We start from the raw sequence: 24,761 nt of genomic DNA, 5'->3' as shown, positions 1-24,761 counted from the left end.
GCAGCGCCCGGCTCCCCCGACGGCCGCCCCCGGCCGCCGCCGCGGCGCGCGCAGGGAGGTGCCACTCATGACCGACCGTCGGCTCTGGTCGTACAAGGAGATCGCTGCGCACATCAAGGTGCAGCCGGACACCGTGAGGTCGTACCGCAAGCACGGGCTGCTGCCCGCGCCCGATCACGTCGAGGGCGGGAAGCCCTACTGGTACGCCGACACCGTGCGGGCCTGGGTCGCCTCCCGGCCCGGCAACCGCGGCCGAAGAGACGACTGAGCACGCCACCCCTCCTGTGCCCCACCCCCGCGTGGGGCACAGTTCTATTCGGTTGCAGGTGTGCCGCCGCGCCGCCGAGGATCGCCGGATGAACTTCTCCGTCAAGCCCGTGCTCACCGGGGAGAGGTCGCTGCTGCGGCCGTTCACCGAGGACGACGCGACCCGGATCGCCGAGATCATCGAGGACCCCGAGGTCATCCGTTTCACCTTCGAGCCGTCGACCGTGCTCACCGAGGAGCGGCTGCGCTCCTGGTACGCCTCCCGCAACGCACAGACCGACCGGCTCGACCTCGCCGTGACGGACCGGGCGACCGGGGAACTCGTCGGCGAGGTCGTCCTGTACGAGTGGGACCCCGACGCCCGCAGTTGCACCTTCCGCACACTCGTCGGGCCCCGCGGACGCGGCCGGGGTCTCGGCACCGAGGCGACCCGGCTGATCGTCGGGTACGGCTTCGAGCAACTGGGGCTGAACCGGATCCAGTTGGAGCTGTTCAGCGACAACCACCGGGCCCGCCGTGTCTACGAGAAGGTCGGCTTCGTGGAGGAAGGTGTCCGACGGCAGGCGCTGGTGCGCGGCGAGGACCTGCTGGACGAGACGGTCATGGCGGTCCTCGCGCAGGACTGGGCGGTCCACCGCGGGCACCCCGACATCGCCGCGGTCAGCTCCACGGTTCGATGACCGTCACGCCCGCCCCCGGTGCCGTTCCCATCGCCGCCAGCGCGGCGGGCGCCGCGTCGAGGGTGATGGCCGAGGTCACAAGGAGGTCGGGGCGCAGCACCCCGGCAGTCACGAGTTCCAGCATCGACGGGTAGGCGTGGGCCGCCATGCCGTGGCTGCCGAGGACTTCGAGTTCCAGGCCGATCACGCGGGACATGGGGACGGCGCTCGAACCCGTCGGCGAGGGGAGCAGGCCGACCTGGACGTGGCGGCCGCGGCGGCGCAGGCCGTTCACCGAGGCCGCGCACGTGACGGGTGAGCCCAGGGCGTCGAGAGAGAGGTGGGCGCCGCCTCCGGTCAGTTCGCGTACGGCCTCGGCGGTGTCCTCGACCCGTCCGGCGTCCACGCACTCCGCGGCTCCGAACTTCCTTGCCAGGTCCAGGGCCTGGGCGGACACGTCGACGGCGACCACCCGCGCTCCGGCGGCCGCCGCGATCATCACCGCCGACAGCCCGACGCCCCCGCAGCCGTGCACGGCCACCCACTCCCCCGGCGCCACCCTGCCCTGCGCGACGACCGCGCGAAACGCCGTGGCGAACCGGCAGCCCAGCGACGCCGCCGTCCCGTAGGACAGCTCGTCCGGCAGCGCGATCAGGTTCACGTCGGCGTGCTCCAGCGCGACGTACTCCGCGAACGAACCCCAGTGCGTGAACCCCGGCTGGGTCTGCCGCTCGCACACCTGCTGGTCACCGGCGGCGCAGGACGGGCAGCTGCCGCAGGCGCACACGAACGGCACGGTGACCCGGTCGCCGGGGTGCCGGCCGGTGACCCGGGCGCCCACCGCCTCGACGACCCCGGCGAGTTCGTGTCCGGGGACGTGCGGCAGCGTGATGTCCGGGTCGTGGCCCATCCAGCCGTGCCAGTCGCTCCGGCACAGCCCGGTGGCCTCCACCCGCACCACGACGCCGTGTTCCGCGGGCTCCGGGTCCGCCACCTCGCGCACCTCGGCCGGCTCCCCGTACCGCTCGAACACCACTGCCCGCATCCGTCTCGCCCCTCAGCCCGGAGATCAACACCGTCCGGAGGAACGCTAGGACCTCCACCGGTTCCTGTCGCCCACGCCGACAGACCTGACAGCGGGCTTGATCCGGATGCCCCTTCCGGACTGCGGCATAGCGGAGATTCACCATAAGGTGCGGATAAATCCGCATATCCGTATGCGATGTGTCGAGCCCGAGGGATGTGACGTGACCCAGTCTCCGCCGCCCGGCGCGCCCCGAGCCCGCATTCCCGGACCGAAGCAGCCCCCGCCGCCCTACCCCCGCATCCGCGCCGGACTGTGGCGGCAGTGCCTGGGCGGCGGGCTCGCGCTCTGGGCGCTGACCGCGGTCGTCACGTACGCGACAAGGAACACGACCCTCCTGCCGACCCTGATCCTGCTCGGCGGTTTCCTCGTCCCGGTCACCTTCGTGCTGTGGGCGTACGAGCGGCACGGGCGTGACCTGGGCGTGCATCTGATCCTCGGCTGTTTCCTGATCGGCGGGACGCTGGGGGTGCTGGGCGCGTCGGCGATGGAGTACTACCTGCTGCACCCCTCACTGGGGATGTACGTCGGCGTCGGACTGATCGAGGAGGCGGCCAAGCTCGCGGCACTGATGTTCGTGCTGCGCCGGCACACCCGGATCCGGGGGCTGCGGGCGGGGCTGGTGCTCGGGGCGACCGTCGGTTTCGGCTTCGCGGCGCTGGAGAGTTCGGGGTACGCGTTCAACGCCGCCGTCTCGATGAAGGGCGTGGATCTGCGGGCCCTGCTGGAGACGGAGATCCTGCGCGGGGTGCTCGCCCCCTTCGGGCACGGCCTGTGGACGGCGATCTCGGGTGCCGTGCTGCTGGCGTACCGCCGCCCGAACGGGCGCTTCCACCTCGCCGCGCCGGTGCTCGGCGCCTACCTCGGCGTCTCGCTGCTGCACGCTCTGTGGGACTCGACGCACGGCATCGCGATCTGGCTGGTGGCACGGCTGGCCGGCGCGGGGCTCGACCGGAGCCTCTTCGCGCAGGGCTACATCCCCACGCCGAGCGACGACCAGGAGCATCTCTTCACGCTCTTCTCGATGGGCGGCCTGGTCCTCGTCTCGCTGGCCGGGGTGGCCTGGGTGCGATCGCTGGCCCGGCGCGACCCCACTTGGAGAAATACCCCCTAGGGGTATAGTGTGGCGAGCATGGGGCGAGGACCCTGGAACCCAGGGACCCCCTCCCGCACACGCACGCCACGCACGCCTCGACGAGGAGTAACGCCATGACCGCCCAGACCGACACCCCCGGCACCGTCACGACCGTCTATCAGGTGAGCGGGATGAGCTGCGGACACTGTGAAGGCTCCGTGTCCGGCGAGATCTCCGAGATCGCCGGTGTCAGCTCGGTGAAGGCCGTCGCCTCGACCGGCGAGGTCACCGTCGTCTCCGCCGCGCCGCTCGACGAGGAGGCCGTCCGCGCCGCCGTCGACGAGGCCGGCTTCGAGCTCGTCGTCAAGGCCTGAGCGCCCTCGCCCCCTCGGGCAGAGGGAACGCACCTCTCCACACCGGGCCGTACCGACCAGCTGATACTGGCTCCGTACGGCCCGGTTCACCCACTGGAGCCGGACATGACCACCGCAGTACCCGAGAGCCCCATAGCGCGGACCGCGCAGACAGAGGCGGCCGCCGAGGTCGAACTCGCCATCGGCGGCATGACCTGCGCCTCCTGCGCGGCGCGTGTCGAGAAGAAGCTCAACCGCATGGACGGCGTCACCGCCACGGTGAACTTCGCGACGGAGAAGGCGAAGGTCTCGTACCCGGCGGGGGTACAGGTCGCCGACCTGATCGCCACCGTCGTGAAGACGGGCTACACGGCCGAGGAGCCCCCGCCGCCCGCGCCGGTGCGGGACGAGGAAGAGGCCCCGCCCTCGAAGGACTCCGAACTGGCCTCCCTGCGTGAGCGCCTCACCGTCTCCGTCCTGCTCGCCGTCCCCGTCATCCTGATGGCGATGGTCCCGGCCCTCCAGTTCGACAACTGGCAGTGGCTGTCGCTGACGCTCGCCGCACCCGTCGTCGTCTGGGGCGGGCTGCCGTTCCACAGGGCCGCGTTCACCAACGCGCGGCACGGCGCGGCCACCATGGACACGCTCGTCTCGGTCGGCACGCTCGCCGCCTTCGGCTGGTCCCTGTGGGCGCTGTTCTTCGGCGACGCGGGGATGTCGGGCATGAAGGACGGCTTCGAGTTCACCGTCTCCCGCACGGACGGCGCGTCGTCGATCTACCTCGAGGTCGCCTCCGGAGTCGTCGCGTTCATCCTGCTCGGCCGCTATCTGGAGGCCCGCTCCAAGCGCCGTGCGGGAGCCGCGCTCAAGGCACTGCTCGAACTGGGCGCCAAGGACGTGTCCGTGCTCCGGGGAGGCCGTGAAGTACGCGTTCCTGTCAGCCGGTTGGCCGTCGGCGACCGCTTCGTCGTACGGCCCGGCGAGAAGATCGCCACGGACGGTACCGTCGTCGAGGGCACCTCGGCGGTGGACGCCTCGATGCTGACCGGCGAGTCGGTGCCGGTCGACGTCTCGGCGGGCTCGACGGTGACGGGCGCGACCGTGAACGCCGGGGGCCGGCTCGTCGTCGAGGCCACCCGCGTCGGCGCCGACACCCAGCTCGCCCGCATGGCACGCCTCGTCGAGGACGCACAGAACGGCAAGGCCGAGGTGCAGCGCCTGGCCGACCGGATCTCCGGGATCTTCGTGCCGGTGGTGCTGGTGCTCGCGCTCGGCACCTTCGGGGTGTGGATCGGCGTCACCGGGGACACGGTCGCCGCCTTCACCGCCGCCGTGGCGGTCCTGATCATCGCCTGCCCGTGCGCGCTGGGGCTGGCCACGCCGACCGCCCTCATGGTCGGCACGGGTCGCGGCGCCCAGCTCGGCATCCTCATCAAGGGCCCCGAGGTCCTGGAGTCCACCCGCCGCGTCGACACCGTCGTCCTGGACAAGACCGGAACCGTGACGACCGGCCGGATGACCCTCCACGAGGTGTACGCGGCCGACGGCACCTCCGAGAACGAGCTGCTGCGGCTCGCAGGCGCCCTTGAGCACGCCTCCGAGCACCCGATCGCCCAGGCGGTCGCGGCGGGCGCCGAGGAGCGCACAGGGGCCCTTCCCGCGGTCGAGCACTTCGAGAACGTGCCCGGGCTCGGGGTGCGCGGGCGAGTGGAGGGCCGCGAGGTCACCGTCGGTCGGTTCGCCGGCGCCGACGTGCTCCCCGACGGACCGGCCCGGGCCAAGGCCGCGGCGGAGGCGGAAGGCCGTACGGCCGTCGTGGTCGCCCTGGACGGGGTGGCGCTCGGTGTACTGACCGTCGCCGACGCGATCAAGGAGACCAGCGCCGAGGCCGTACGGAAACTGCGTGCCCTCGGGCTCACGCCGGTGCTGCTGACCGGGGACAACCGGGCAGTCGCCGAGTCGGTCGCCCGGGCCGTGGGCATCGACGCCGAAAACGTGATCGCCGAGGTGCTGCCGCAGGACAAGGTCGACGTGGTGAAGCGGCTGCAGGGCGAGGGCCGCAGCGTCGCGATGGTCGGCGACGGCGTCAACGACGCGGCCGCGCTCGCCACCGCCGACCTGGGCCTGGCCATGGGCACCGGCACCGACGCGGCGATCGAGGCGAGCGACCTGACCCTGGTGCGCGGGGACCTGCGGGTGGCCGCGGACGCGATCCGGCTGTCGCGCAGGACCCTCGGCACCATCAAGGGAAACCTGGTCTGGGCCTTCGGGTACAACGTGGCCGCGCTGCCGCTGGCCGCGGCCGGGCTGCTGAACCCGATGATCGCGGGCGCCGCGATGGCCTTCTCATCGGTGTTCGTGGTGACGAACAGCCTTCGGCTCCGGACATTCTCATGACTTCGAAGTAAGAGTCCCCCTAGAGTCCAACGGGAGCCTCACATAAGCTCTTCACAAGGCTCGCGCATCTTCCTTACGCTTGGGTCCCGATTGACGTTTTGGGGCTCTTGCGTATCTTCAGGACATACGCAAGAGACGCAGATCACAGTGATGTGAACGTAACCATCGAAGGGGTTCGTGAGTCTAAGTTGGCGATGTCAGAAGCGTCTTGGGGGGCGTGACTGACATCTGGGGATGTCTTGGGGGACGTTCCCGGAAATTGCGTTGCCGGGACACGTACACCGGGGAGCTTTGAGCGGCCCTCCCGTCGTACGGGTCCCGGCAGATCGCAACGCAGCACCGCAGGACGCAGTACGCAGTACCGGAGCACATCGAGTTTTGCTCGTTTTGCTCGCAGCGATTCAGGCGCTGTCCACAGACGCCCGGCCGGATCCCGTGGGGGGAATCCGCACCGGGACAAGGAAAGCGCCCCGACTGCCAGCCCGTGGGGGGACTGGTAGCGGGGCGCTTTCCGTATTTTTTGGGGCTCGGTTCGCCTCCGAAGAGGCGCGCTGCGGGTTGCCCTGGCAGGGCAACCGGCGGCTACGAGGTCAGCGCGCCTCGACCGGAACGAAGTCGCGCAGGACCTCGCCCGTGTAGATCTGGCGCGGGCGGCCGATGCGGGAACCCGGCTCCTTGATCATCTCGTGCCACTGGGCGATCCAGCCCGGGAGGCGGCCGAGGGCGAACAGGACCGTGAACATCTCGGTCGGGAAGCCCATGGCGCGGTAGATCAGGCCCGTGTAGAAGTCCACGTTGGGGTAGAGGTTGCGCGAGACGAAGTAGTCGTCGGAGAGCGCGTGCTCCTCCAGCTTGAGCGCGATGTCCAGCAGCTCGTCGGACTTGCCGAGGGCCGAGAGGACGTCGTGCGCGGCAGCCTTGATGATCTTCGCGCGCGGGTCGAAGGACTTGTACACCCGGTGGCCGAAGCCCATCAGGCGGACGCCGTCCTCCTTGTTCTTCACCTTGCGGATGAAGGAGTCGACATCGCCGCCGTTGGCCTGGATGCCCTCGAGCATCTCCAGGACGGACTGGTTGGCGCCGCCGTGCAGCGGGCCCCACAGGGCGGAGATGCCGGCGGAGATCGACGCGAACATGTTGGCCTGCGACGAGCCGACCAGGCGGACCGTCGAGGTCGAACAGTTCTGCTCGTGGTCCGCGTGCAGGATCAGCAGCTTCTCGAGCGCGGAGACGACGACCGGGTCCGGCTCGTAGTCCTGCGCGGGGACCGAGAAGGTCATGCGCAGGAAGTTCTCGACGTACCCGAGGTCGTTGCGCGGGTAGACGAAGGGGTGGCCGATCGACTTCTTGTACGCGTACGCGGCGATCGTCGGAAGCTTGGCGAGCAGCCGGATCGTCGAGAGGTTGCGCTGCTTCTCGTCGAACGGGTTGTGGCTGTCCTGGTAGAACGTGGACAGTGCGGAGACGACCGAGGACAGCATCGCCATCGGGTGGGCGTCGCGCGGGAAGCCGCGGTAGAAGTTCTTGACGTCCTCGTGCAGCAGGGTGTGCTGCGTGATCTCGTCCTTGAACGTGGAGAGCTCGTCGACCGTCGGCAGCTCACCGTTGATCAGGAGGTAGGCCACCTCCAGGAACGTGGAGCGCTCGGCCAGCTGCTCGATCGGGTAGCCGCGGTAGCGGAGGATGCCCTGCTCGCCGTCGAGGTAGGTGATCGCGGATTTATACGCGGCGGTATTGCCGTATCCGCTGTCCAGCGTCACCAGCCCGGTCTGGGCGCGGAGCTTCCCGATGTCGAAGCCCTTGTCGCCGACGGTGCTGTCGATCACCGGGTAGGTGTACTCGCCATCGCCGAACCGCAGTACTACAGCGTTGTTGGTCTGCTCGCTCACGTCATCCCTCACCGACGTTGTGCCTCTTCTTCGAGGTGCCCTGACTGTCTCTACCATCCCCCATTCGGCCCTGAAGAGTGCACTGGGGGTCGACCATTGGGCCTATTGGCGGCACTCAGTGCCGCCAACCTGCTCATCCTGCCCCCCTTCGCCTCGCTTCCGGAAGTGCTCTGTGACCTTTGCGACTCGTTTGATCGATCATTTTTCACGATGCCTGCTCCGAGGGGCCCCGAAGCGGGTCGATCAGCGGTCCAGAGGCCGGGGGGAGAGCCGGAAGTCCAGCGCCGTGCACCGCCGTCCGGCGGACACCGTGCGTACCGCCTGACCTATGGCTTTGCGCGAACCGACCAGGACGACCAGCCTCTTGGCACGGGTCACCGCCGTGTAGAGCAGATTCCGCTGCAGCATCATCCACGCTCCGGTGGTGACCGGGATCACCACCGCCGGGTACTCGCTGCCCTGGGAGCGGTGGATCGTCACCGCGTAGGCGTGCGCCAGCTCGTCGAGCTCGTCGAACTCGTACGCCACCTCCTCGTCCTCGTCCGTCAGCACCGTAAGGCGCTGCTCGTCCGGATCGATGGAGGTCACCACGCCCACGGTGCCGTTGAAGACACCGTTCTTGCCCTTGTCGTAATTGTTGCGGATCTGGGTGACCTTGTCGCCGACCCGGAAGACACGGCCGCCGAAGCGTTTCTCGGGGAGGTCCGGGCGGGCGGGCGTGATCGCCTGCTGCAGCAGGCCGTTCAGCGTGCCCGCGCCCGCCGGGCCCCGGTGCATCGGTGCGAGGACCTGGACGTCGCGCCGCGGATCGAGGCCGAACTTGGCCGGAATCCGCCGGGCCGCCACGTCCACGGTGAGCCGGCCGGCCTCCTCCGTCTCGTCCTCGACGAAGAGGAAGAAGTCCTTCATGCCGTCGGTGACCGGGTGCTGCCCGGAGTTGATCCGGTGCGCGTTGGTGACCACCCCGGACTGCTGGGCCTGGCGGAAGACCTTGGTCAGGCGGACGGCCGGGACCGGGCCGCCGTCCGCGAGGAGATCGCGCAGCACCTCGCCCGCGCCGACGCTGGGCAGCTGGTCGACGTCCCCGACGAAGAGCAGATGGGCGCCCGGGGGAACCGCCTTGACCAGCTTGTTGGCGAGCAGCAGGTCGAGCATCGACGCCTCGTCGACCACCACCAGGTCCGCGTCCAGGGGGCGGTCCTTGTCGTACGCCGCGTCGCCGCCCGGCTTCAGCTCCAGGAGCCGGTGCACGGTGGAGGCCTCGGCTCCGGTCAGCTCGGCGAGGCGTTTGGCGGCGCGGCCGGTGGGGGCGGCGAGCACGACCTTCGCCTTCTTGGCGCGGGCCAGCTCGATGATCGACCGGACCGTGAAGGACTTGCCGCAGCCGGGGCCGCCGGTGAGCACGGCGACCTTCTTGGTGAGCGCGAGCCGGACGGCTTCCTCCTGCTCGGGGGCCAGCTCCGCGCCCGTACGCCCCTTGAGCCAGGTCAGCGCCTTGTCCCAGGCCACGTCGTGGAAGCCCGGCATCCGGTCCTCCTCGGTGCGCAGCAGGCGCAACAGCTGGGCGGAGAGGGAGAGTTCGGCGCGGTGGAAGGGGACCAGGTAGATCGCGGTCACGGGGGTGCCGCCGTCCGGGCCCGGCACCTTCTCCCGTACGACTCCGGGGTCCTCGCCCTCCTGCGGGGATGCCGCCAACTCGGCGAGGCACTCGATGACCAGGCCCGTGTCGACCTGGAGGAGCTTCACCGCGTCGGCGATCAGCTGCTCCTCGGGGAGGAAGCAGTGGCCCTGGTCGGTGGACTGCGACAGGGCGTACTGCAGGCCGGCCTTGACGCGCTCCGGGCTGTCGTGCGGGATGCCGACGGACTGGGCGATCTTGTCGGCGGTGAGGAAGCCGATGCCCCAGACGTCGGAGGCGAGGCGGTAGGGCTGGTTCTTGACGACCGAGATCGAGGCGTCGCCGTACTTCTTGTAGATGCGCACCGCGATCGACGTGGACACCTCGACGGTCTGGAGGAAGAGCATGACCTCCTTGATCGCCTTCTGTTCATCCCAGGCGTCGGCGATCTTCTTGGTGCGCTTGGGGCCGAGGCCGGGGACCTCGATGAGCCGCTTCGGCTCCTCCTCGATGATCTGCAGGGTGTCGATGCCGAAGTGCTGGGTGATGCGGTCGGCGAAGACCGGGCCGATGCCCTTGACCAGGCCGGAGCCCAGATAGCGGCGGATGCCCTGGACGGTGGCCGGGAGCACCGTCGTGTAGTTCTCCACCGTGAACTGCTTGCCGTACTGCGGGTGCGAGCCCCAGCGGCCCTCCATGCGCAGGGACTCCCCCACCTGGGCTCCGAGGAGTGAGCCCACGACGGTGAGCAGGTCGGCGGCGCCCCGTCCGGTGTCCACCCGGGCGACCGTGTACCCGTTCTCCTCGTTCGCGTACGTGATGCGCTCCAGTACGCCCTCCACCACCGCCAGGTTGACCTGCCGGGTGGTCCCCGCCTGATTGGACATGATCCGACGCTACCGCCGGGGACTGACAGCGCGGGCGGCCTGTGGGCAAGCCAGGCCGCGCACCTGCGGCGGGCTTCATCACAATCGAGTCTCAGGGTCTTGCCAAAGTCCCGTGTAATCGATTCCAATCCTCGGTACACGAAGTCGTGTAATCGATTCCACGAGGAGGTGGAGCGACGATGGCGAGCATCAAGGACGTCGCCGCCGAGGCGGGCGTATCCGTCGCCACGGTCTCGCGTGTCCTGAACGACCATCCGTCCGTCAGCCCCGAGGCGCGCACCCGCGTCCTGGCTGCCGTCGACACGCTGGGCTACCGCCCCAACGCCGTCGCCCGTTCCCTGCGCACCGACCAGACCCGCACCCTCGGCCTGGTCATCAGCGACGTACTCAACCCGTACTTCACCGAGCTGGCCCGCTCCGTCGAGGAGGAGGCCCGCGCGCTCGGCTACAGCGTCATCATCGGCAACGCCGACGAGCGGCCCGAGCTGCAGGACCACCACGTCCGTACGCTCCTGGACCGCCGTATCGACGGCCTCCTCGTCTCCCCCGCCGACGGCGGCTCGCCCGCGCTGCTGGGCGCCGCCCGCGCGGGGACCCCGATGGTCTTCGTGGACCGCTGGATCCCGGGCGTGGACGTGCCCGTGGTGCGGGCGGACGGGCGCGCGGCAGTCCGCGATCTCGTCGCCCATCTGCACGGCCTCGGCCACCGCAGGCTCGCCATCATCGCGGGCCCGGCGGCGACCACCACCGGCAGCGAACGCGTGGAGGCCTTCCGCGAGGCACTCGCCGCCCACGGTCTGGAACTCCCCGACGCCTACATAGGCCAGGGCGACTTCCAGGCCGAGAGCGGGCGCCGGGCGACCGAGGGGTTCCTCGACCTGCCCGAGCCGCCCGAGGTCGTCTTCGCCGCGGACAACCTGATGGCGCTCGGCGCGCTGGACGCGGTCCGCGCGCGCGGGATGCGGGTTCCCGAGGACCTCGCGCTCGCCGCGTTCGACGACATCCCGTGGTTCGTGCACACCGATCCGCCGATCACGGCGATCGCCCAGCCGACGGGCGAGCTGGGCAGGGCCGCCGTACGGGCCCTGATCGACCGCATCGAGGGACGGCCCCCGCAGTCCGTCACCCTCCCCGCCCGACTCGTCGTGCGCCGCTCGTGCGGCGAGTCCCCCGTAACGAACAGGAGCAACCCGTGAGCAACCCGGACGAGTTGCTGCGTATCGAAGGGATACGCAAGACCTTCCCCGGTGTGGTCGCGCTCGACAGCGTCGACTTCGATCTGCGCCGCGGCGAGGTGCACGTGCTGCTCGGCGAGAACGGCGCGGGCAAGAGCACCCTCATCAAGATGCTGTCCGGCGCCTACCAGCCCGATTCAGGACGTGTCCTGGTCGACGGCAAGGAAGAGCGCATCCACGGGGCGCAGGACTCCGAGCGCCTCGGCATCGCGACGATCTACCAGGAGTTCAACCTGGTCCCCGATCTGACGGTCGCCGAGAACATCTTCCTGGGCCGGCAGCCCCGCCGCTTCGGACTGATCGACCGCAAGACCATGGAGACCGACGCCGAGGCACTGCTGAAGCGTGTCGGCGTCAACGTGTCCCCACGCGCGCGTGTCCGTGAACTCGGTATCGCACGCCTTCAGATGGTCGAGATCGCGAAGGCGCTCAGCCTGAACGCGCGCGTGCTCATCATGGACGAGCCCACCGCCGTGCTCACCTCCGAAGAGGTCGAGAAGCTCTTCACCATCGTGCGCCGGCTGCGCGAGGACGGCGTGGGCATCGTCTTCATCACGCACCACCTGGAGGAGATCGCCGCCCTGGGCGACCGGGTCACGGTCATCCGCGACGGCAGGAGCGTGGGCCAGGTGCCCGCGTCCACGCCCGAGGACGAACTCGTACGCCTCATGGTGGGCCGCTCCATCGAACAGCAGTACCCGCGCGAACGGGCCGACACCGGTGCCGCGCTGCTGACCGTCGAGGGGCTCACCAAGGACGGCGTCTTCCGCGACGTGAGCTTCGAGGTGCGCGCCGGTGAGGTCGTCGGCATCGCGGGGCTCGTCGGTGCCGGACGTACCGAGGTCGTACGGGCCGTCTTCGGCGCCGACCCCTACGACAAGGGGTCCGTCGAGGTCGCCGGGGCACGGCTGCCGCGGCACGACGTCAACGCGGCGATGACCGCGGGGATCGGGCTCGTGCCGGAGGACCGCAAGGGGCAGGGGCTCGTCCTCGACGCCTCCGTCGAGGAGAACCTCGGCCTGGTGACACTGCGCACCGCGACCCACGGCGGGTTCGTCGACCTCAAGAGCCAGCGGGAGTCCGCCGCGCGGATCGCCGAGCAGCTCGGCGTCCGGATGGCCGGGCTCGGCCAGCATGTGCGCACCCTCTCCGGCGGCAACCAGCAGAAGGTCGTCATCGGCAAGTGGCTGCTCGCCGACACCAAGGTGCTGATCCTCGACGAGCCGACGCGCGGTATCGACGTCGGCGCCAAGGTCGAGATCTACCAGCTCGTCAACGAACTGACGGCCGCCGGCGCCGCCGTCCTGATGATCTCCAGCGACCTGCCCGAGGTCCTGGGCATGAGCGACCGGGTCCTCGTCATGGCGCAGGGCCGCATCGCGGGCGAACTCACCGCCGCCGAGGCCACCCAGGACTCGGTGATGGCCCTCGCCGTCGGCACGAACACGGAAGCCGCCGGCACGAACACCGAAAAGACCGAGAAGGAGGCCCCCCGTGGCCACTGACACGCTCAAGAGCACAACGGGCGCGAGTGGCGCCTCGGCGGTCCGCCGCCTCCTGCTCGACAACGGTGCGCTCAGCGCGCTGATCGTCCTCGTCGTCGCGATGTCGGCGCTGTCCGGCGACTTCCTGACGACGGACAACCTGCTCAACATCGGCGTCCAGGCGGCCGTGACGGCGATCCTCGCCTTCGGCGTCACCTTCGTGATCGTCTCGGCGGGCATCGACCTGTCGGTCGGCTCGGTCGCCGCGCTCTCCGCCACCGTCCTTGCCTGGATGGCCACTTCGGAGGGCGTCCCGGTCTGGATCGCGGTGATCCTCGCGATCGCCACCGGCATAGCCTGCGGCTTCGTCAACGGCGTCCTGATCTCGTACGGGAAGCTGCCGCCGTTCATCGCGACGCTGGCCATGCTCTCGGTGGGCCGCGGCCTGTCGCTCGTCATCTCGCAGGGCAGCCCGATCGCGTTCCCCGACTCGGTCTCGCACCTCGGTGACACCCTGGGCGGCTGGCTGCCGGTGCCGGTCCTGGTGATGGTCGTGATGGGCCTGATCACCGCCGTGATCCTCGGCCGTACGTACATCGGCCGCTCCATGTACGCGATCGGCGGCAACGAGGAGGCGGCCCGTCTCTCCGGCCTCCGGGTGAAGAAGCAGAAGATCGCGATCTACGCCCTCTCCGGTCTCTTCGCGGCCGCCGCGGGCATCGTCCTCGCCTCCCGCCTCTCCTCCGCGCAGCCGCAGGCCGCGCAGGGTTACGAGCTGGACGCGATCGCCGCGGTCGTCATCGGCGGCGCCTCCCTCGCGGGCGGCACCGGCAAGGCGTCCGGCACCCTGATCGGCGCGCTGATCCTCGCGGTGCTGCGCAACGGCCTCAACCTCCTGTCGGTGTCCGCGTTCTGGCAGCAGGTCGTCATCGGTGTCGTCATCGCGCTCGCGGTGCTCCTCGACACGGTCCGCCGCAAGGCCGGGGCGACCCCGGTGGCCGCCGGTACGTCGAGCGGTGGCGACCGGGGCCGGCAGGCGGCGACGTACGTGATCGCCGCGGTGGTCGCGGCCGCCGTCGTCGGAGCGATGTCGTTCCTGCACAACGACGACTCCTCGGCCGCGGCGAACAAGAAGATCGGCCTGTCCCTCTCCACCCTGAACAACCCGTTCTTCGTGCAGATCAAGGCGGGTGCGCAGGAGGAGGCGAAGAAGCTGGGCGCCGACCTGACGGTGACGGACGCGCAGAACGACGCCTCCCAGCAGGCCAACCAGCTGCAGAACTTCACCAGTTCCGGGGTCGGCTCGATCATCGTCAACCCGGTGGACTCGGACGCCGCGGGCCCCTCGGTGCGCTCCGCGAACAAGGCCGACATCCCCGTCGTCGGCGTGGACCGCGGCGTCAACAAGGCCGACACGGCCGCGCTGGTCGCCTCCGACAACATCGAGGGCGGCAAGCTCGGCGCCAAGGCGATGGCCGAGAAGCTGGGCGGCAAGGGCAAGATCGTGATCCTCCAGGGGCTGGCCGGAACGTCGGCGAGCCGCGAGCGCGGGGCCGGTTTCGCCGAGGGCCTGAAGGCCTACCCGGGCATCAAGGTCGTCGCCCAGCAGCCCGCGGACTTCGACCGCACCAAGGGCCTCGACGTGATGACGAACCTGCTCCAGGCCCACCCCGACGTCGACGGTGTGTTCGCCGAGAACGACGAGATGGCGCTCGGCGCGATCAAGGCGCTCGGCTCCAAGGCCGGCAAGTCGGTCTCCGTCATCGGCTTCGACGGCACCCCCGACGGTCTGAAGGCCGTACAGGCGGGCACGCTCTACGCGTCCGTGGCCCAGCAGCCGAAGGAGCTCGGCCGGATCGCCGTCGAGAACGCGCTGAAGGCGGCCGACGGCAAGAAGACCGCCGAGACGGTGAAGGTGCCGGTGAAGGTGGTCACGTCGAAGAACGTGGCGGGCTTCGGCGGCTGAGAGGCCTCCGACCGACCGGCCGGGGGGGGGCGCTCCACGAGACCGCCCACCCCCGGTTGTCCCATCAAGTCACCTATGCAGGGAGACAGTTCATGTACGACTACGACCTTCTGGTCGTAGGGTCGGCCAACGCCGACCTGGTGATCGGCGTCGAACGGCGGCCGGCGGCCGGGGAGACGGTGCTCGGCTCCGACCTCGCCGTCCACCCCGGCGGCAAGGGCGCCAACCAGGCGGTCGCCGCCGCCCGCCTCGGGGCCCGTACGGCCCTGCTGGCGCGCGTCGGCGACGACGCGCACGGGCGGCTGCTGCTCGACTCGCAGCGCGCGGCGGGCGTCGACACCGTGGGCGTACTGGTCGGCGGGGCGCCCACCGGGGTCGCACTGATCACGGTGGACCCGTCCGGGGACAACAGCATCGTGGTCTCGCCGGGCGCGAACGGGAAGCTCACGCCCGGGGACGTACGGGCCGCGGCGAGCCTCTTCCATGCCTCCCGGGTGGTCTCGGCGCAGCTGGAGATCCCGTTGGAGACGGTCGTGGAGGTCGTACGGAGTCTCGCGCCGGGCTCGCGCTTCGTCCTGAACCCCTCGCCCCCGCGGCCGCTGCCCGACGAGGTGCTGGCCGCCTGCGATCCGCTGATCGTCAACGAGCACGAGGCACGGGTCATCGCCGGCGGCTCCCTCGACGGCTCCCCCGAGGACTGGGCGCGGGCCCTGCTCGCCCTCGGGCCGCGCTCGGTGGTCATCACGCTGGGTGCCGAGGGCGCTCTGGTGGCTTCCTCCGACACCACCACCCGAATTCCGGCGGTGAAGGTCGAGGCCGTGGACACGACCGGCGCGGGCGACGCGTTCACCGCGGCGCTGGCCTGGCGGCTGGGCCTCGGCGAACCGGCACCGGAGGCCGCCACGTACGCGGCCCGGGTGGGGGCCGCCGCGGTCACCAGGCAGGGCGCGCAGGAGTCCTTCCCGACCGCCGAGGAGGTGGCAGCCCCGTGAAGAAGTCCGGGATCCTGAACCGTCATCTCTCGGGAGCGCTGGCCGAGCTGGGCCACGGGGACGGGGTGCTCGTCTGCGACGTGGGCATGCCGATACCGGACGGGCCCCGGGTCGTCGACCTGGCGTTCCGGGCCGGGGTGCCGTCGTTCGCCGAGGTCGTCGACGGGCTGCTGGCGGAGCTGGTGGTGGAGGGTGCGACGGCCGCACACGAGGTCCGGGACGCCAATCCCGCGGCGACGGCCCTGCTGGACGCGCGCTTCCCCGCCCTGGAGCTGGTCCCGCACGAGGAGCTGAAGTCCTTGTCGGCGGGCGCGCGTCTTGTCGTACGGACCGGGGAGGCGCGCCCGTACGCGAACGTACTGCTGCGCTGCGGAGTGTTCTTCTGAGTGGCTGAGCCGGTGTCCGCGGTGTCCGCGCATCGGCGGCGAAGTCGTCCCGGGAGGTCCTGAACGCTTCCCGGGAACGTTCGAGGGGGCCCGGTCCGTCGACCGGGCCCCCTCGGGTTTCCCCTCCGTATCAGAACCCCCGCGATCCCCCCAGATCCCCCTCCAGAAGTCCTGATGCCAAGTACGACCCGCGGTGTGCGGAAAGGGTTGTACGTCATTCCGAGAATTTTTTTCGGCCTTCCGCCGCCCACAGTTCGGGGGTCGTCGCGCCGACGGAGGCGACCGCCAGGACACAGAGCAGGCCGCCGCTGACCAGGGCGGTCGTGCCGGAGGTCCAGCCGGCGACGAGGCCACCGCGGACGTTGCCGAGACTCGGTCCGGCCTGTCCGACGATCTGCTCGGCGGCGGTCACCCGCCCCAGGAGCGCATCCGGGGTCCGGGTCTGCACGATGGTGGAGCGGGAGATGACGGAGGTGGTGTCGGCGGCGCCGGCGAGGACCAGGAGGGCGAGGCCCGCCCAAGGACTCGTGGTCAGTCCGACGAGGACGAGCGCGCCGCCCCAGGCCCCGGCACCGCACAGCATCACCAGACCGGGGCGCCCGAACCGGGTGACAGAGCCGGACAGGGCGGAGGCGGTGATCCCCCCGACGGCGAGGGCCGACAGGAACAGACCGAGGGTGCGCGGGTTGTTGCCGAACCGCTCGGCGTTGACCAGCGGGAACAGGCTCGCGGGGAACGACAGCACGGTCGCCGCGAGGTCGGTGATCAGCGCCCCGCGCACGACCCGGTGTCCGGCCAGGAAGCGGAGCCCGTCGAGCACCCCGTGGAGTCCGGCCCGCGACGGCTCGCCCTCGGGCGGCAGCGCGGGCAGTCCATAGGCGCCGTAGAAGGCGAGGGCGAAGCTGAGGCTGTCGATCAGGTAGCAGGCGCCGATGCCCAGCCAGCCGAGCAGCAGGCCGCCGAGGGCGGGGCCGATCAGCATCATCGCCTGGGCGGTTATCTGGTTGAGGGCGAGCCCGGCCGCGACCTGCTCCTTCGGCAGCAGCCGTGGCACGAAGACACCCGCGGCCGGGCCGCCGACCGCTGCGAAGAAGGACTGCGCGGCGACGAGCGCGAGCACTCCGACCACCGGCACATGGCCCGTGAAGCCCTGCACGGCGAGCAGAGCCGAGCAGGCGGCCTGTCCGACGGTGGCGGCGAGGTAGATCCGCCGCCGGTCGCCGCGGTCGACCCAGGCACCGGCGAACAGCCCGAACCCGACCAGCGGAAGCGCCTGCGCGAGCCCGACCGCGCCGGTCCAGGCGGCGCTGTGGGCCATGTCCCACACCTGGTACATGACGGTGACCATGGTCATGAAGCTGCCGAGCACGGACACGGTCCGGCCGATCAGCAGCCGCCGGAACACCGGGTACGTCCGCAGCGGCCGGACGTCGATCAACATGCGGGTCGGACTCATGAGGGGACGCCGGGGCACGGCTCGGGCTGCTTCACGGCGCGGAGGTTAACCCGAAGCCCCTGGTGGGGGCGAACGGATTACGCGGAGTCGTTCAGCAGCCGCGCGAGGTGCTCGCGCCCGGCCCCCAGCAGCTCCGGCAGCGGCGCCGCCGCCTCGTACCACCGCTTCTCGTACTCCCAGCACAGCCAGCCGTCCCAGCCCTCCCGGGAGAGCAGCTCGACGCACTCGGCGAGCGGGAGGACGCCCGCGCCCAGCGGCAGCGGGGTGGTGTCCTCGGCGGAGGCGATGTCCTTGACCTGGACGTATCCGAGGAACGGCGAGAGGGCCGCGTACGTCGACAACGGCTGCTCGCCGCCGAGCCAGGTGTGCATGACGTCCCAGAGCGAGCCGACCTGGCGGTGGCCCACCAGGCCCAGGACGCGGATGGCGTCGGCGCCGGTGCGGTGCGAGTCGTGGGTTTCCAGCAGGATGCGTACGCCGAGGTCGGCGGCGTACTCCGCGGCCTCGCCGAGGCGCCTGGCCGCCGTCGCGTCCGCCTCCCCGGGGCTCTGCTCGCTGCCGCCGCCGGGGAAGACGCGTACGTAGGGGGCGCCCAGGTCGCGGGCGAGGTCGAGGAGTTCGCGGATCTCCGTGAGGACGGGGGTGTCGTCGCCGGGCTCTGCGACCCGCGCGTATCCCGCGAGGCCGAGGATTTCGATGCCGGCCGCCTTGAACTCGGCGGTGACGTCGGCCCGTTCGGTCAGTCCGATGCCCGGGTGCACCGGCTCTTCGGGGTGTGCGCGCAGTTCGACACCGTGATAGCCGTGCGTGGCCGCGAGCCGGACCACGTCCGTAATCGGGAGACCGGGTACGCCGAGGGTGGAGAACGCCAGCTTCATGCTGCCGGACCCTACCCGTCGCTCGCGTTCCCATGCAGGTCCAGACGCCAGTCCTGGCCGAGGAGATCCCTGCCGAAGGAGCGGTGGGGTTTCTCGGCGACGAGGACGAAGCCGTGGCGCTGGTAGATGCGGCGGGCTGCGGCGAGGACGTCGTTGGTCCAGAGCACGAGTTCCCGGTAGCCGACGCCGCGCGCGAACTCGATGACCGCGTCCACCAGCCGGTCGCCGACGCCGAGGCCCCGTGCGTCCGGTTCGACGAGCAGCAGCCGCAGCCGGGCGGCGCCCGGCGCCTCGTCCCGTACGCACATCACGCACCCCACCGGACGCCCGTCGAGCTCGGCGATCCACACCCGCTCCAGGTGCGGGTCGTGGTCCTCGGCGAAGTCGGCGACGATCCTCGCCACCAGGCCTTCGTAGTCGGTGTTCCAGCCGTGCTCGGCGGTGTACAGCGCTGCGTTGCGCTGCACGATCCAGCCGAGTTCGCCGGGGCCCGGGCCGCGCAGTACGACGTCCTCGCGGCGGGGTGGACGGCCCTCGGAGAGGATCTCGCGCACCGTGTGCATCGCCTCGGCGAGACGCGGGCGGTCGGCGGCCGGCACGGTCGACAGCAGCGACCCGACGGCTTCGCTCGCGCGCTCGGCGAGCAGGTCGGCGGTCTCGCGCCCGCGCGCGGTGAGCGCGATGTGGCGCCGGCGCGGGTCGCGCATCGAGGGCCCGCGCTCGATCAGCCCGTCCTGCTCGAACTTGTTCAGGATCCGGCTCAGGTACCCGGCGTCCAACGACAGTTCGCCCCGCAGATCGGCGGCGTCCGTACGTGGCGAGTGCGCGAGTTCGTACAGCACGCGGGACTCGGTGAGGGTGTACGGCGCATAGAGCTGACGGCTGTAGTCGAGGGCGCCGATGACGTTCGTGTAGAAGCGGTTGAAGGTACGGATGTCCTGAACGGTCATGCTCGACCCCGGTGGTTGGCGTGGGCGGATGGGCCCGGGATGGTTGACTCAGTCAGAGGTATCGCTGAGTCGAGCGTAGAACCCGACGCGCCGCCCGTCCATGGCCGTGCACCGCGCTGCTGAGTGCGCAGCGGAGCCCCGACGACGGTCTTCCCGATCCGCTCGGCCGGCCAGGGAGGCCTGCCGGTGCATGTACTCCATGGAGCTGAGGCTCCGCACGTGTACGAGAACGGTGTGGTCGTCGGCCCGTACGTCCAGCTCGCGCGTCCGGGTGTTGAAGAGCACGGAGACTCCGGCGTGTGTGGTCTCCGCGTCCAGGTCCAGCTCCGGGACGTCCGGCCACACCAGCCAGTTCCACCAGATCTCAGGCACGTGTCCCGCCGCGAGGGCGACGAAGGTGTCCTCGATGCTGCCAACCGGCGCGCCCCACCGTTCCGCCCACAGCGGCAGATACGGGGCCAGGAAGGCGGGGTCGGTGGAGAGGTCGGCGCCTCCGACTCCGCCGTGCAGCCCGGTCGGGTCGACGGGCTCTCCGTCCACCCGCTCCATCCGAACGCCGGTCCTGAAGGACATGCCGGGCAACGCGTCCCGCACGCCCACCACGTGTGTCGTGCCACACGGAACGCCTCGCCGGGATCGGCGGACGGAGGACGGGAAACGCCAGGTCATCGGACATCCGGGCACCATGCCGCACCCCACCGGCGCCCAGCGATGTCCTTTACACACCCAGGGGCGGGCTCCCCTTCGTCCAGACCGGCCGGACGGCGACCCGGCTGAAGCGCCAGCCGTCCGGGGTGCGGAGCACGTCGGCCTCGTAGTAGCCGCCGACCGTGAACAACGGGTCGGCGTCCGCGCCGAGCGCCTCGCGGGTGGTGTCGTGGTGGACATGGGTCATCAGCGCGTTCCAGGAGACGGTGGCCCGCCCCGCCCCGGCATCCACGTCGGCGAGGATGCCGGACGCGATGTGCTGCGTACGGTCGTAACGCCCGAGCGCCACCTCCGCCGCGGCGCCGCCGGCATCAGCACCGTCGGTGGTCCCGAGCGGCGTCTCCATCCTTACGCCATCGGTGACGAAGTCCCGCATCCAGCCGACGCCGAACGTCCGCTCGTCCAGGGCCCGGAAGAGCCGATGCACGAGCGCGCTGATCTCTGCTGTCCCTGTGTCCATGATCAGACACTCGCCCCTCAAGCCCACTTGAGGTCAAGGAGGTCAGCCCGTCCGGCGCGCGAGGCCTTTTGCCCCGTCCGGAACGGGGAGGCGTTTCAGCCCGTCCGGCGTTTGAGGACGAGGCCGTTCAGGCCGAAGCGGGGGTCTGGGGGCGGCAGCCCCCAGCAGGGGCCGGCACCACCCCCGGGTGCCGAAAGAGCGAACCGCACCCTCACCCCCGCGGCCGTCCGGAGGACCCCCGCACCATCAGTTCCCCCCGCACCGTGGCGATCCCCCCCGGCGGCGGCTCCTCCCGCCCCATGGCGATGCGCCCGGCCCGGGCCCCCGCCTCCGACAGCGGCAGCCTGACCGTCGTCAGCGCAGGCACCGCGTCGATGCTGAAGGGCAGGTCGTCGAAGCCGGCGACGGACACGTCGTCCGGGGTGCGCAGGCCGGACTCACGCAGCGCCGCGCACGCGCCGACCGCGACGGAGTCGTTGGCGGCGACGATGGCCGTGAGCGACGGGTCGCGGCGCAGGAGTTCGAGGGTCGCCTCGTAACCGGACCGGCGGTCGTAGCGGCCGTGGACCGTGCGCTGCGGGTCGTCCTTGATGCCGTGCGCGGCGAGCGCGTCCCGGTGGCCTTCGAGCCGGTGCCGGGTCGTGGTGCGCTCCTCGGGTCCGGCGATGTAGCCGAGCTGCCGGTGTCCGAGCCCGATGAGGTGCTCGGTGAGTTCGCGGCCGCCGCCGCGGTTGTCGAAGGTGAGGGCGATCGCCTCCGGGGTGTCGGGCACCGGCGGCCGGCCGCAGAGGACGACCCGGGTCCCGGCCGCCGCGAGCTTGCTCAGCTTCGCGGAGACCGCCGCCACGTGCGCCGTGTTCTCGATGGCGCCGCCGGTGAGGACGACCGCGGCGGCGCGTTGGCGCTGAAGGAGCGTGAGATAGGTGAGCTCGCGCTCCGGGGAGCCGCCGGTGTTGCACACGACGCCGAGCCGCTCACCGCCCGCGCGCCCCCCGGGGCCGCCGATCTCGCTCTGGATGGCGCTCGCCATGATCCCGAAGAAGGGGTCGGCGATGTCGTTGACGAGGATTCCGACGAGGTCGGAGGTCGCCGCGGCCAGGGAGCTGGCGGGTCCGTTGAGCACGTAGTCCAGCTCGTCCACGGCGCGCAGCACCCGCTCGCGCGTGGACGCCGCGACGGGATAGTTCCCGTTCAGCACCCGGGACACGGTCGCGGGCGAGACCTGCGCGCGGGCCGCCACGTCCGCCAGGGTCACGGTCATCTATTTCGTCCTCCGGTCACGTACATCCGCTCACGTACATCAGTCGCTGCATCCGGTCGTGTCGCATCCACCAGCCGTGCGCAACAGCTCCGCACCTCGGTCCCACGCCTCAGTCGCATGTCTCAGTCGCGTACATCCGATCGCGCGCGAGCCCCCGCGTCCAGTGGTTCGGGTGATCGAACATGCCCGCCTCACCTGGCCCCCTCCCGGACGCCGTGTCCGAGTCGTCGGATATTTCCCCTCATCCGGGGCACCTTCTCCCCTGCGAAGGCCCCACCCTGTCCGGATCGTCGAACATTTCGACCATCTCGTCACCCACGCGGTCTTGCCTGAGCCACTGCACAGAGGCTAGCTTCTCACCGTATAGAAAGCGCTTGCTGTGACGCTCACCTGTTCCCCTTGGGGCGTACGCGGCGGCTGACGCGTACGAAGGGAATGACGTGACACGCAAGACGGTGCGTATCGCCATGAACGGGGTGACCGGGCGCATGGGCTACCGCCAGCACCTGGTCCGCTCGATCCTCGCTCTTCGCGAGCAGGGCGGTCTCGACCTCGGCGACGGCACCGTGCTGTGGCCGGAGCCGGTCCTCGTCGGCCGCCGCGAGCACGCCCTGAAGGCGCTGGCCGAGCGGCACGGCCTGGAGCACTGGTCGACGGACCTCGACGCGGTCCTCGCCGACCCGTCCATCGACATCTACTTCGACGCGCAGGTCACCTCCGCCCGCGAGGAGTCGATCAAGGCGGCGATCGCCGCGGGCAAGCACATCTACACCGAGAAGCCGACGGCCACCGGGCTCGACGGCGCCCTGGAGCTGGCCCGGCTCGCCCATGACAAGGGCATCAAGCACGGCGTCGTCCAGGACAAGTTGTTCCTGCCGGGCCTGCTCAAGCTGAAGCGCCTGATCGACGGCGGCTTCTTCGGCCGGATCCTCTCCATCCGCGGCGAGTTCGGCTACTGGGTCTTCGAGGGCGACTGGCAGGAGGCCCAGCGCCCCTCCTGGAACTACCGCACGGAGGACGGCGGAGGCATCGTCGTCGACATGTTCCCGCACTGGGAGTACGTGCTCCACGAGCTCTTCGGCCGGGTGAAGTCGGTCCAGGCGCTGACCGCGACGCACATCCCGCAGCGCTGGGACGAGCAGGACAAGCCGTACGACGCCACGGCCGACGACGCCGCCTACGGCATCTTCGAGCTCGACGGCGGCGCGATCGCCCAGATCAACTCCTCCTGGACGGTCCGCGTCAACCGCGACGAGCTCGTCGAGTTCCAGGTCGACGGCACGGAGGGCTCCGCGGTGGCGGGCCTGCGCAACTGCCGTGTGCAGCACCGCAGTTCGACGCCGAAGCCGGTCTGGAACCCGGACATCCCGGCGACGTACTCCTTCCGCGACCAGTGGCAGGAGATCCCGGACAACGCCGAGTTCGACAACGGGTTCAAGGCGCAGTGGGAGCTCTTCCTCAGGCACGTGTACGCCGACGCGCCCTACCACTGGGACCTGCTGGCCGGCGCCCGCGGAGTCCAGCTCGCCGAGCTGGGCCTGAAGTCCTCCGCCGAGGGCCGCCGCCTCGATGTGCCGGAGGTCTCCCTGTGACCATTCGACTCCCCGGCGCAGAGGGGCGGTTGAGGGCGTACGAGCCCCGCTCCGAGCCTCTCGCCGTCACCACCGGCGCCCCCTTCACCTCCCGTACGGTCTTCTCGGCGGCGCATGTCGTCGCCGACCCGTACGCCGACGTCACCCCCGACGGCCCCGCCGCCGTCGACTGGGACGCGACCCTCGCCTTCCGCCGCCACCTGTGGTCGCACGGGCTCGGTGTCGCCGAGGCCATGGACACCGCGCAGCGCGGGATGGGCCTGGACTGGGCGGGCGCGGCGGAGCTGATCCGCCGCTCGGCCGCCGAGGCGAAGGCGGTCGGCGGACGCGTCGCGTGCGGCGTGGGCACCGACCAGCTGACGGCCCCGGCCACCCTGGAGGAGGTCCGGGCGGCGTACGAGGAGCAGCTCGCGCTCGTGGAGGGGACGGGCGCGCAGGCGATCCTCATGGCGTCGCGGGCGCTCGCGGCGGCGGCCAAGGGCCCCGAGGACTACCTCGACGTGTACGGGCATCTGCTGCGCCAGGCCGCCGACCCGGTCGTCCTGCACTGGCTCGGCCCGATGTTCGACCCGGCGTTGGAGGGCTACTGGGGCTCGTCCGACCTGGACGCGGCGACGGACACCTTCCTGGAGGTGATCGCCGCCCACCCGGACAAGATCGACGGCATCAAGGTCTCCCTGCTGGACGCGCAGCGCGAGGTCGACCTGCGCCGCCGCCTCCCGGACGGCGTGCGCTGCTACACGGGCGACGACTTCAACTACCCCGAGCTGATCGCGGGCGACGAGCAGGGCTTCAGCCACGCGCTGCTCGGCATCTTCGACCCGCTCGGCCCACTCGCGGCCGAAGCGGTCCGCGTCCTGGACACGGGAGACGTGAAGGGGTTCCGCGAACTCCTGGACCCCACGGTCGAGTTGTCCCGTCATCTCTTCCAGAAGCCCACCCGCTTCTACAAGACGGGCGTGGTCTTCCTCGCCTGGCTGGCGGGCCACCAGGAGCACTTCACCATGGTGGGCGGCCTGCAGTCGGCGCGCTCACTCCCGCACTTCGCGCGGGCCTACGAACTCGCCGACCAGCTGGGCCTGTTCCCGAGCCCGGAGCTGGCGGAGGCCCGCATGAAGAACCTGCTCGCCCTGTACGGAGTGGCCCAGTGAGTACGGCACTTGA

Annotated in this window: 21 protein-coding genes; 12 read left to right on the top strand and 9 right to left on the bottom strand. The window is 70.8% G+C overall.

Going from position 1 to position 24,761, the window contains the following annotated elements:
• Positions 1-67: 67 nt before the first annotated feature.
• Positions 68-268: a helix-turn-helix transcriptional regulator gene (locus ACN6LB_RS07285; protein ID WP_356132995.1), complete on the top strand. Its 201-nt coding sequence runs from the start codon at positions 68-70 to the stop codon at positions 266-268.
• A gap of 88 nt (positions 269-356) precedes the next feature.
• A complete protein-coding gene (locus ACN6LB_RS07280; protein WP_445025051.1) occupies positions 357-947 on the top strand; it encodes a GNAT family N-acetyltransferase in 591 nt (196 codons plus the stop codon).
• Here ACN6LB_RS07280 and ACN6LB_RS07275 read toward each other — a convergent pair.
• The gene (locus ACN6LB_RS07275; protein WP_445025050.1) at positions 928-1,971 is read right to left on the bottom strand and encodes a zinc-dependent alcohol dehydrogenase family protein; all 1,044 of its coding nucleotides are present in this window, start codon (positions 1,969-1,971) and stop codon (positions 928-930) included. The two genes, ACN6LB_RS07280 and ACN6LB_RS07275, sit on opposite strands and share 20 nt — an antisense overlap.
• A 202-nt stretch (positions 1,972-2,173) precedes the next feature.
• Between ACN6LB_RS07275 and ACN6LB_RS07270 the strand changes: the two genes are divergently transcribed.
• From ACN6LB_RS07270 to ACN6LB_RS07260, 3 genes are all read left to right on the top strand, one after another.
• Entirely contained in the window at positions 2,174-3,124 is a 951-nt protein-coding gene (locus ACN6LB_RS07270; RefSeq protein ID WP_445025049.1) for a PrsW family intramembrane metalloprotease, read from the top strand.
• A 95-nt stretch (positions 3,125-3,219) separates the two neighbouring features.
• Positions 3,220-3,459 (top strand): heavy-metal-associated domain-containing protein, encoded by a 240-nt coding sequence (locus tag ACN6LB_RS07265; protein WP_356132987.1) that lies wholly within the window; start codon positions 3,220-3,222, stop codon positions 3,457-3,459.
• Between the two features lie 105 nt (positions 3,460-3,564).
• Positions 3,565-5,835, top strand: a complete 2,271-nt coding sequence (locus ACN6LB_RS07260) for a heavy metal translocating P-type ATPase (protein ID WP_445025048.1) — start codon at positions 3,565-3,567, stop codon at positions 5,833-5,835.
• A 590-nt stretch (positions 5,836-6,425) separates the two neighbouring features.
• Here the strand turns inward: ACN6LB_RS07260 and ACN6LB_RS07255 are convergent.
• Positions 6,426-7,724 (bottom strand): citrate synthase, encoded by a 1,299-nt coding sequence (locus tag ACN6LB_RS07255; protein ID WP_356132982.1) that lies wholly within the window; start codon positions 7,722-7,724, stop codon positions 6,426-6,428.
• A gap of 243 nt (positions 7,725-7,967) precedes the next feature.
• A complete protein-coding gene (gene recD2 / locus ACN6LB_RS07250; RefSeq protein WP_445025047.1) occupies positions 7,968-10,229 on the bottom strand; it encodes an SF1B family DNA helicase RecD2 in 2,262 nt (753 codons plus the stop codon).
• A gap of 179 nt (positions 10,230-10,408) precedes the next feature.
• Between recD2 and ACN6LB_RS07245 the strand changes: the two genes are divergently transcribed.
• The 5 genes from ACN6LB_RS07245 (at position 10,409) to rbsD (ending at position 16,292) form a co-directional block, all read left to right on the top strand.
• Positions 10,409-11,425 (top strand): LacI family DNA-binding transcriptional regulator, encoded by a 1,017-nt coding sequence (locus tag ACN6LB_RS07245; protein ID WP_356132978.1) that lies wholly within the window; start codon positions 10,409-10,411, stop codon positions 11,423-11,425.
• Complete coding sequence (locus ACN6LB_RS07240; RefSeq protein ID WP_445025046.1) at positions 11,422-12,969, top strand: sugar ABC transporter ATP-binding protein; 1,548 nt, start codon at positions 11,422-11,424, stop codon at positions 12,967-12,969. Before ACN6LB_RS07245 ends, ACN6LB_RS07240 begins: the two co-directional genes overlap by 4 nt.
• Positions 12,959-14,914 carry an ABC transporter permease/substrate-binding protein gene (locus ACN6LB_RS07235; protein WP_356132974.1) on the top strand — a complete coding sequence of 652 codons (1,956 nt, stop codon included), beginning with the start codon at positions 12,959-12,961 and terminating at the stop codon, positions 14,912-14,914. The genes ACN6LB_RS07240 and ACN6LB_RS07235 overlap by 11 nt, the downstream gene beginning before the upstream one ends.
• Positions 14,915-15,006: 92 nt before the next feature.
• The gene (locus tag ACN6LB_RS07230) at positions 15,007-15,906 is read left to right on the top strand and encodes a ribokinase (RefSeq protein WP_445025045.1); all 900 of its coding nucleotides are present in this window, start codon (positions 15,007-15,009) and stop codon (positions 15,904-15,906) included.
• Positions 15,903-16,292 (top strand): D-ribose pyranase, encoded by a 390-nt coding sequence (gene rbsD / locus ACN6LB_RS07225; protein ID WP_356143272.1) that lies wholly within the window; start codon positions 15,903-15,905, stop codon positions 16,290-16,292. Before ACN6LB_RS07230 ends, rbsD begins: the two co-directional genes overlap by 4 nt.
• Before the next feature lie 214 nt (positions 16,293-16,506).
• Here rbsD and ACN6LB_RS07220 read toward each other — a convergent pair whose 3' ends face one another.
• The 6 genes from ACN6LB_RS07220 to ACN6LB_RS07195 form a co-directional block, all read right to left on the bottom strand.
• Positions 16,507-17,748 (bottom strand): MFS transporter, encoded by a 1,242-nt coding sequence (locus ACN6LB_RS07220; RefSeq protein WP_445025044.1) that lies wholly within the window; start codon positions 17,746-17,748, stop codon positions 16,507-16,509.
• A 77-nt stretch (positions 17,749-17,825) separates the two neighbouring features.
• Positions 17,826-18,626: a sugar phosphate isomerase/epimerase family protein gene (locus ACN6LB_RS07215; RefSeq protein WP_445025043.1), complete on the bottom strand. Its 801-nt coding sequence runs from the start codon at positions 18,624-18,626 to the stop codon at positions 17,826-17,828.
• A gap of 11 nt (positions 18,627-18,637) precedes the next feature.
• Positions 18,638-19,576: a bifunctional helix-turn-helix transcriptional regulator/GNAT family N-acetyltransferase gene (locus ACN6LB_RS07210; protein ID WP_356143278.1), complete on the bottom strand. Its 939-nt coding sequence runs from the start codon at positions 19,574-19,576 to the stop codon at positions 18,638-18,640.
• 48 nt (positions 19,577-19,624) lie between these two features.
• Positions 19,625-20,149 carry a hypothetical protein gene (locus ACN6LB_RS07205; RefSeq protein ID WP_445025042.1) on the bottom strand — a complete coding sequence of 175 codons (525 nt, stop codon included), beginning with the start codon at positions 20,147-20,149 and terminating at the stop codon, positions 19,625-19,627.
• A gap of 145 nt (positions 20,150-20,294) precedes the next feature.
• Positions 20,295-20,744 (bottom strand): nuclear transport factor 2 family protein, encoded by a 450-nt coding sequence (locus ACN6LB_RS07200; RefSeq protein ID WP_445025041.1) that lies wholly within the window; start codon positions 20,742-20,744, stop codon positions 20,295-20,297.
• Between the two features lie 211 nt (positions 20,745-20,955).
• A complete protein-coding gene (locus ACN6LB_RS07195) occupies positions 20,956-22,005 on the bottom strand; it encodes a LacI family DNA-binding transcriptional regulator (protein ID WP_445025040.1) in 1,050 nt (349 codons plus the stop codon).
• Positions 22,006-22,445: 440 nt separating this feature from the next.
• Between ACN6LB_RS07195 and ACN6LB_RS07190 the strand changes: the two genes are divergently transcribed.
• Positions 22,446-23,597 (top strand): Gfo/Idh/MocA family protein, encoded by a 1,152-nt coding sequence (locus ACN6LB_RS07190; protein ID WP_445025039.1) that lies wholly within the window; start codon positions 22,446-22,448, stop codon positions 23,595-23,597.
• Positions 23,594-24,748: a dihydrodipicolinate synthase family protein gene (locus ACN6LB_RS07185; protein WP_445025038.1), complete on the top strand. Its 1,155-nt coding sequence runs from the start codon at positions 23,594-23,596 to the stop codon at positions 24,746-24,748. Before ACN6LB_RS07190 ends, ACN6LB_RS07185 begins: the two co-directional genes overlap by 4 nt.
• Positions 24,749-24,761 lie beyond the last annotated feature (13 nt).

Source organism: Streptomyces sp. SAS_270, assembly GCF_052543295.1.
This window is presented reverse-complemented; position numbering and strand designations above follow the sequence as displayed.

Excerpts from the sequence above, each read along its gene's own strand:
- ACN6LB_RS07210 (WP_356143278.1), bottom strand. The coding sequence starts at position 19,576 with ATGACCGTTCAGGACATCCGTACCTTCAACCGCTTCTACACGAACGTC.
- ACN6LB_RS07260 (WP_445025048.1), top strand. The coding sequence starts at position 3,565 with ATGACCACCGCAGTACCCGAGAGCCCCATAGCGCGGACCGCGCAGACA.
- ACN6LB_RS07245 (WP_356132978.1), top strand. The coding sequence starts at position 10,409 with ATGGCGAGCATCAAGGACGTCGCCGCCGAGGCGGGCGTATCCGTCGCC.
- ACN6LB_RS07215 (WP_445025043.1), bottom strand. The coding sequence starts at position 18,626 with ATGAAGCTGGCGTTCTCCACCCTCGGCGTACCCGGTCTCCCGATTACG.
- recD2 (WP_445025047.1), bottom strand. The coding sequence starts at position 10,229 with ATGTCCAATCAGGCGGGGACCACCCGGCAGGTCAACCTGGCGGTGGTG.
- ACN6LB_RS07275 (WP_445025050.1), bottom strand. The coding sequence starts at position 1,971 with ATGCGGGCAGTGGTGTTCGAGCGGTACGGGGAGCCGGCCGAGGTGCGC.
- ACN6LB_RS07285 (WP_356132995.1), top strand. The coding sequence starts at position 68 with ATGACCGACCGTCGGCTCTGGTCGTACAAGGAGATCGCTGCGCACATC.
- ACN6LB_RS07200 (WP_445025041.1), bottom strand. The coding sequence starts at position 20,744 with ATGGACACAGGGACAGCAGAGATCAGCGCGCTCGTGCATCGGCTCTTC.
- ACN6LB_RS07220 (WP_445025044.1), bottom strand. The coding sequence starts at position 17,748 with ATGAGTCCGACCCGCATGTTGATCGACGTCCGGCCGCTGCGGACGTAC.
- ACN6LB_RS07230 (WP_445025045.1), top strand. The coding sequence starts at position 15,007 with ATGTACGACTACGACCTTCTGGTCGTAGGGTCGGCCAACGCCGACCTG.
- ACN6LB_RS07205 (WP_445025042.1), bottom strand. The coding sequence starts at position 20,149 with ATGTCCTTCAGGACCGGCGTTCGGATGGAGCGGGTGGACGGAGAGCCC.
- ACN6LB_RS07265 (WP_356132987.1), top strand. The coding sequence starts at position 3,220 with ATGACCGCCCAGACCGACACCCCCGGCACCGTCACGACCGTCTATCAG.
- ACN6LB_RS07280 (WP_445025051.1), top strand. The coding sequence starts at position 357 with ATGAACTTCTCCGTCAAGCCCGTGCTCACCGGGGAGAGGTCGCTGCTG.
- ACN6LB_RS07195 (WP_445025040.1), bottom strand. The coding sequence starts at position 22,005 with ATGACCGTGACCCTGGCGGACGTGGCGGCCCGCGCGCAGGTCTCGCCC.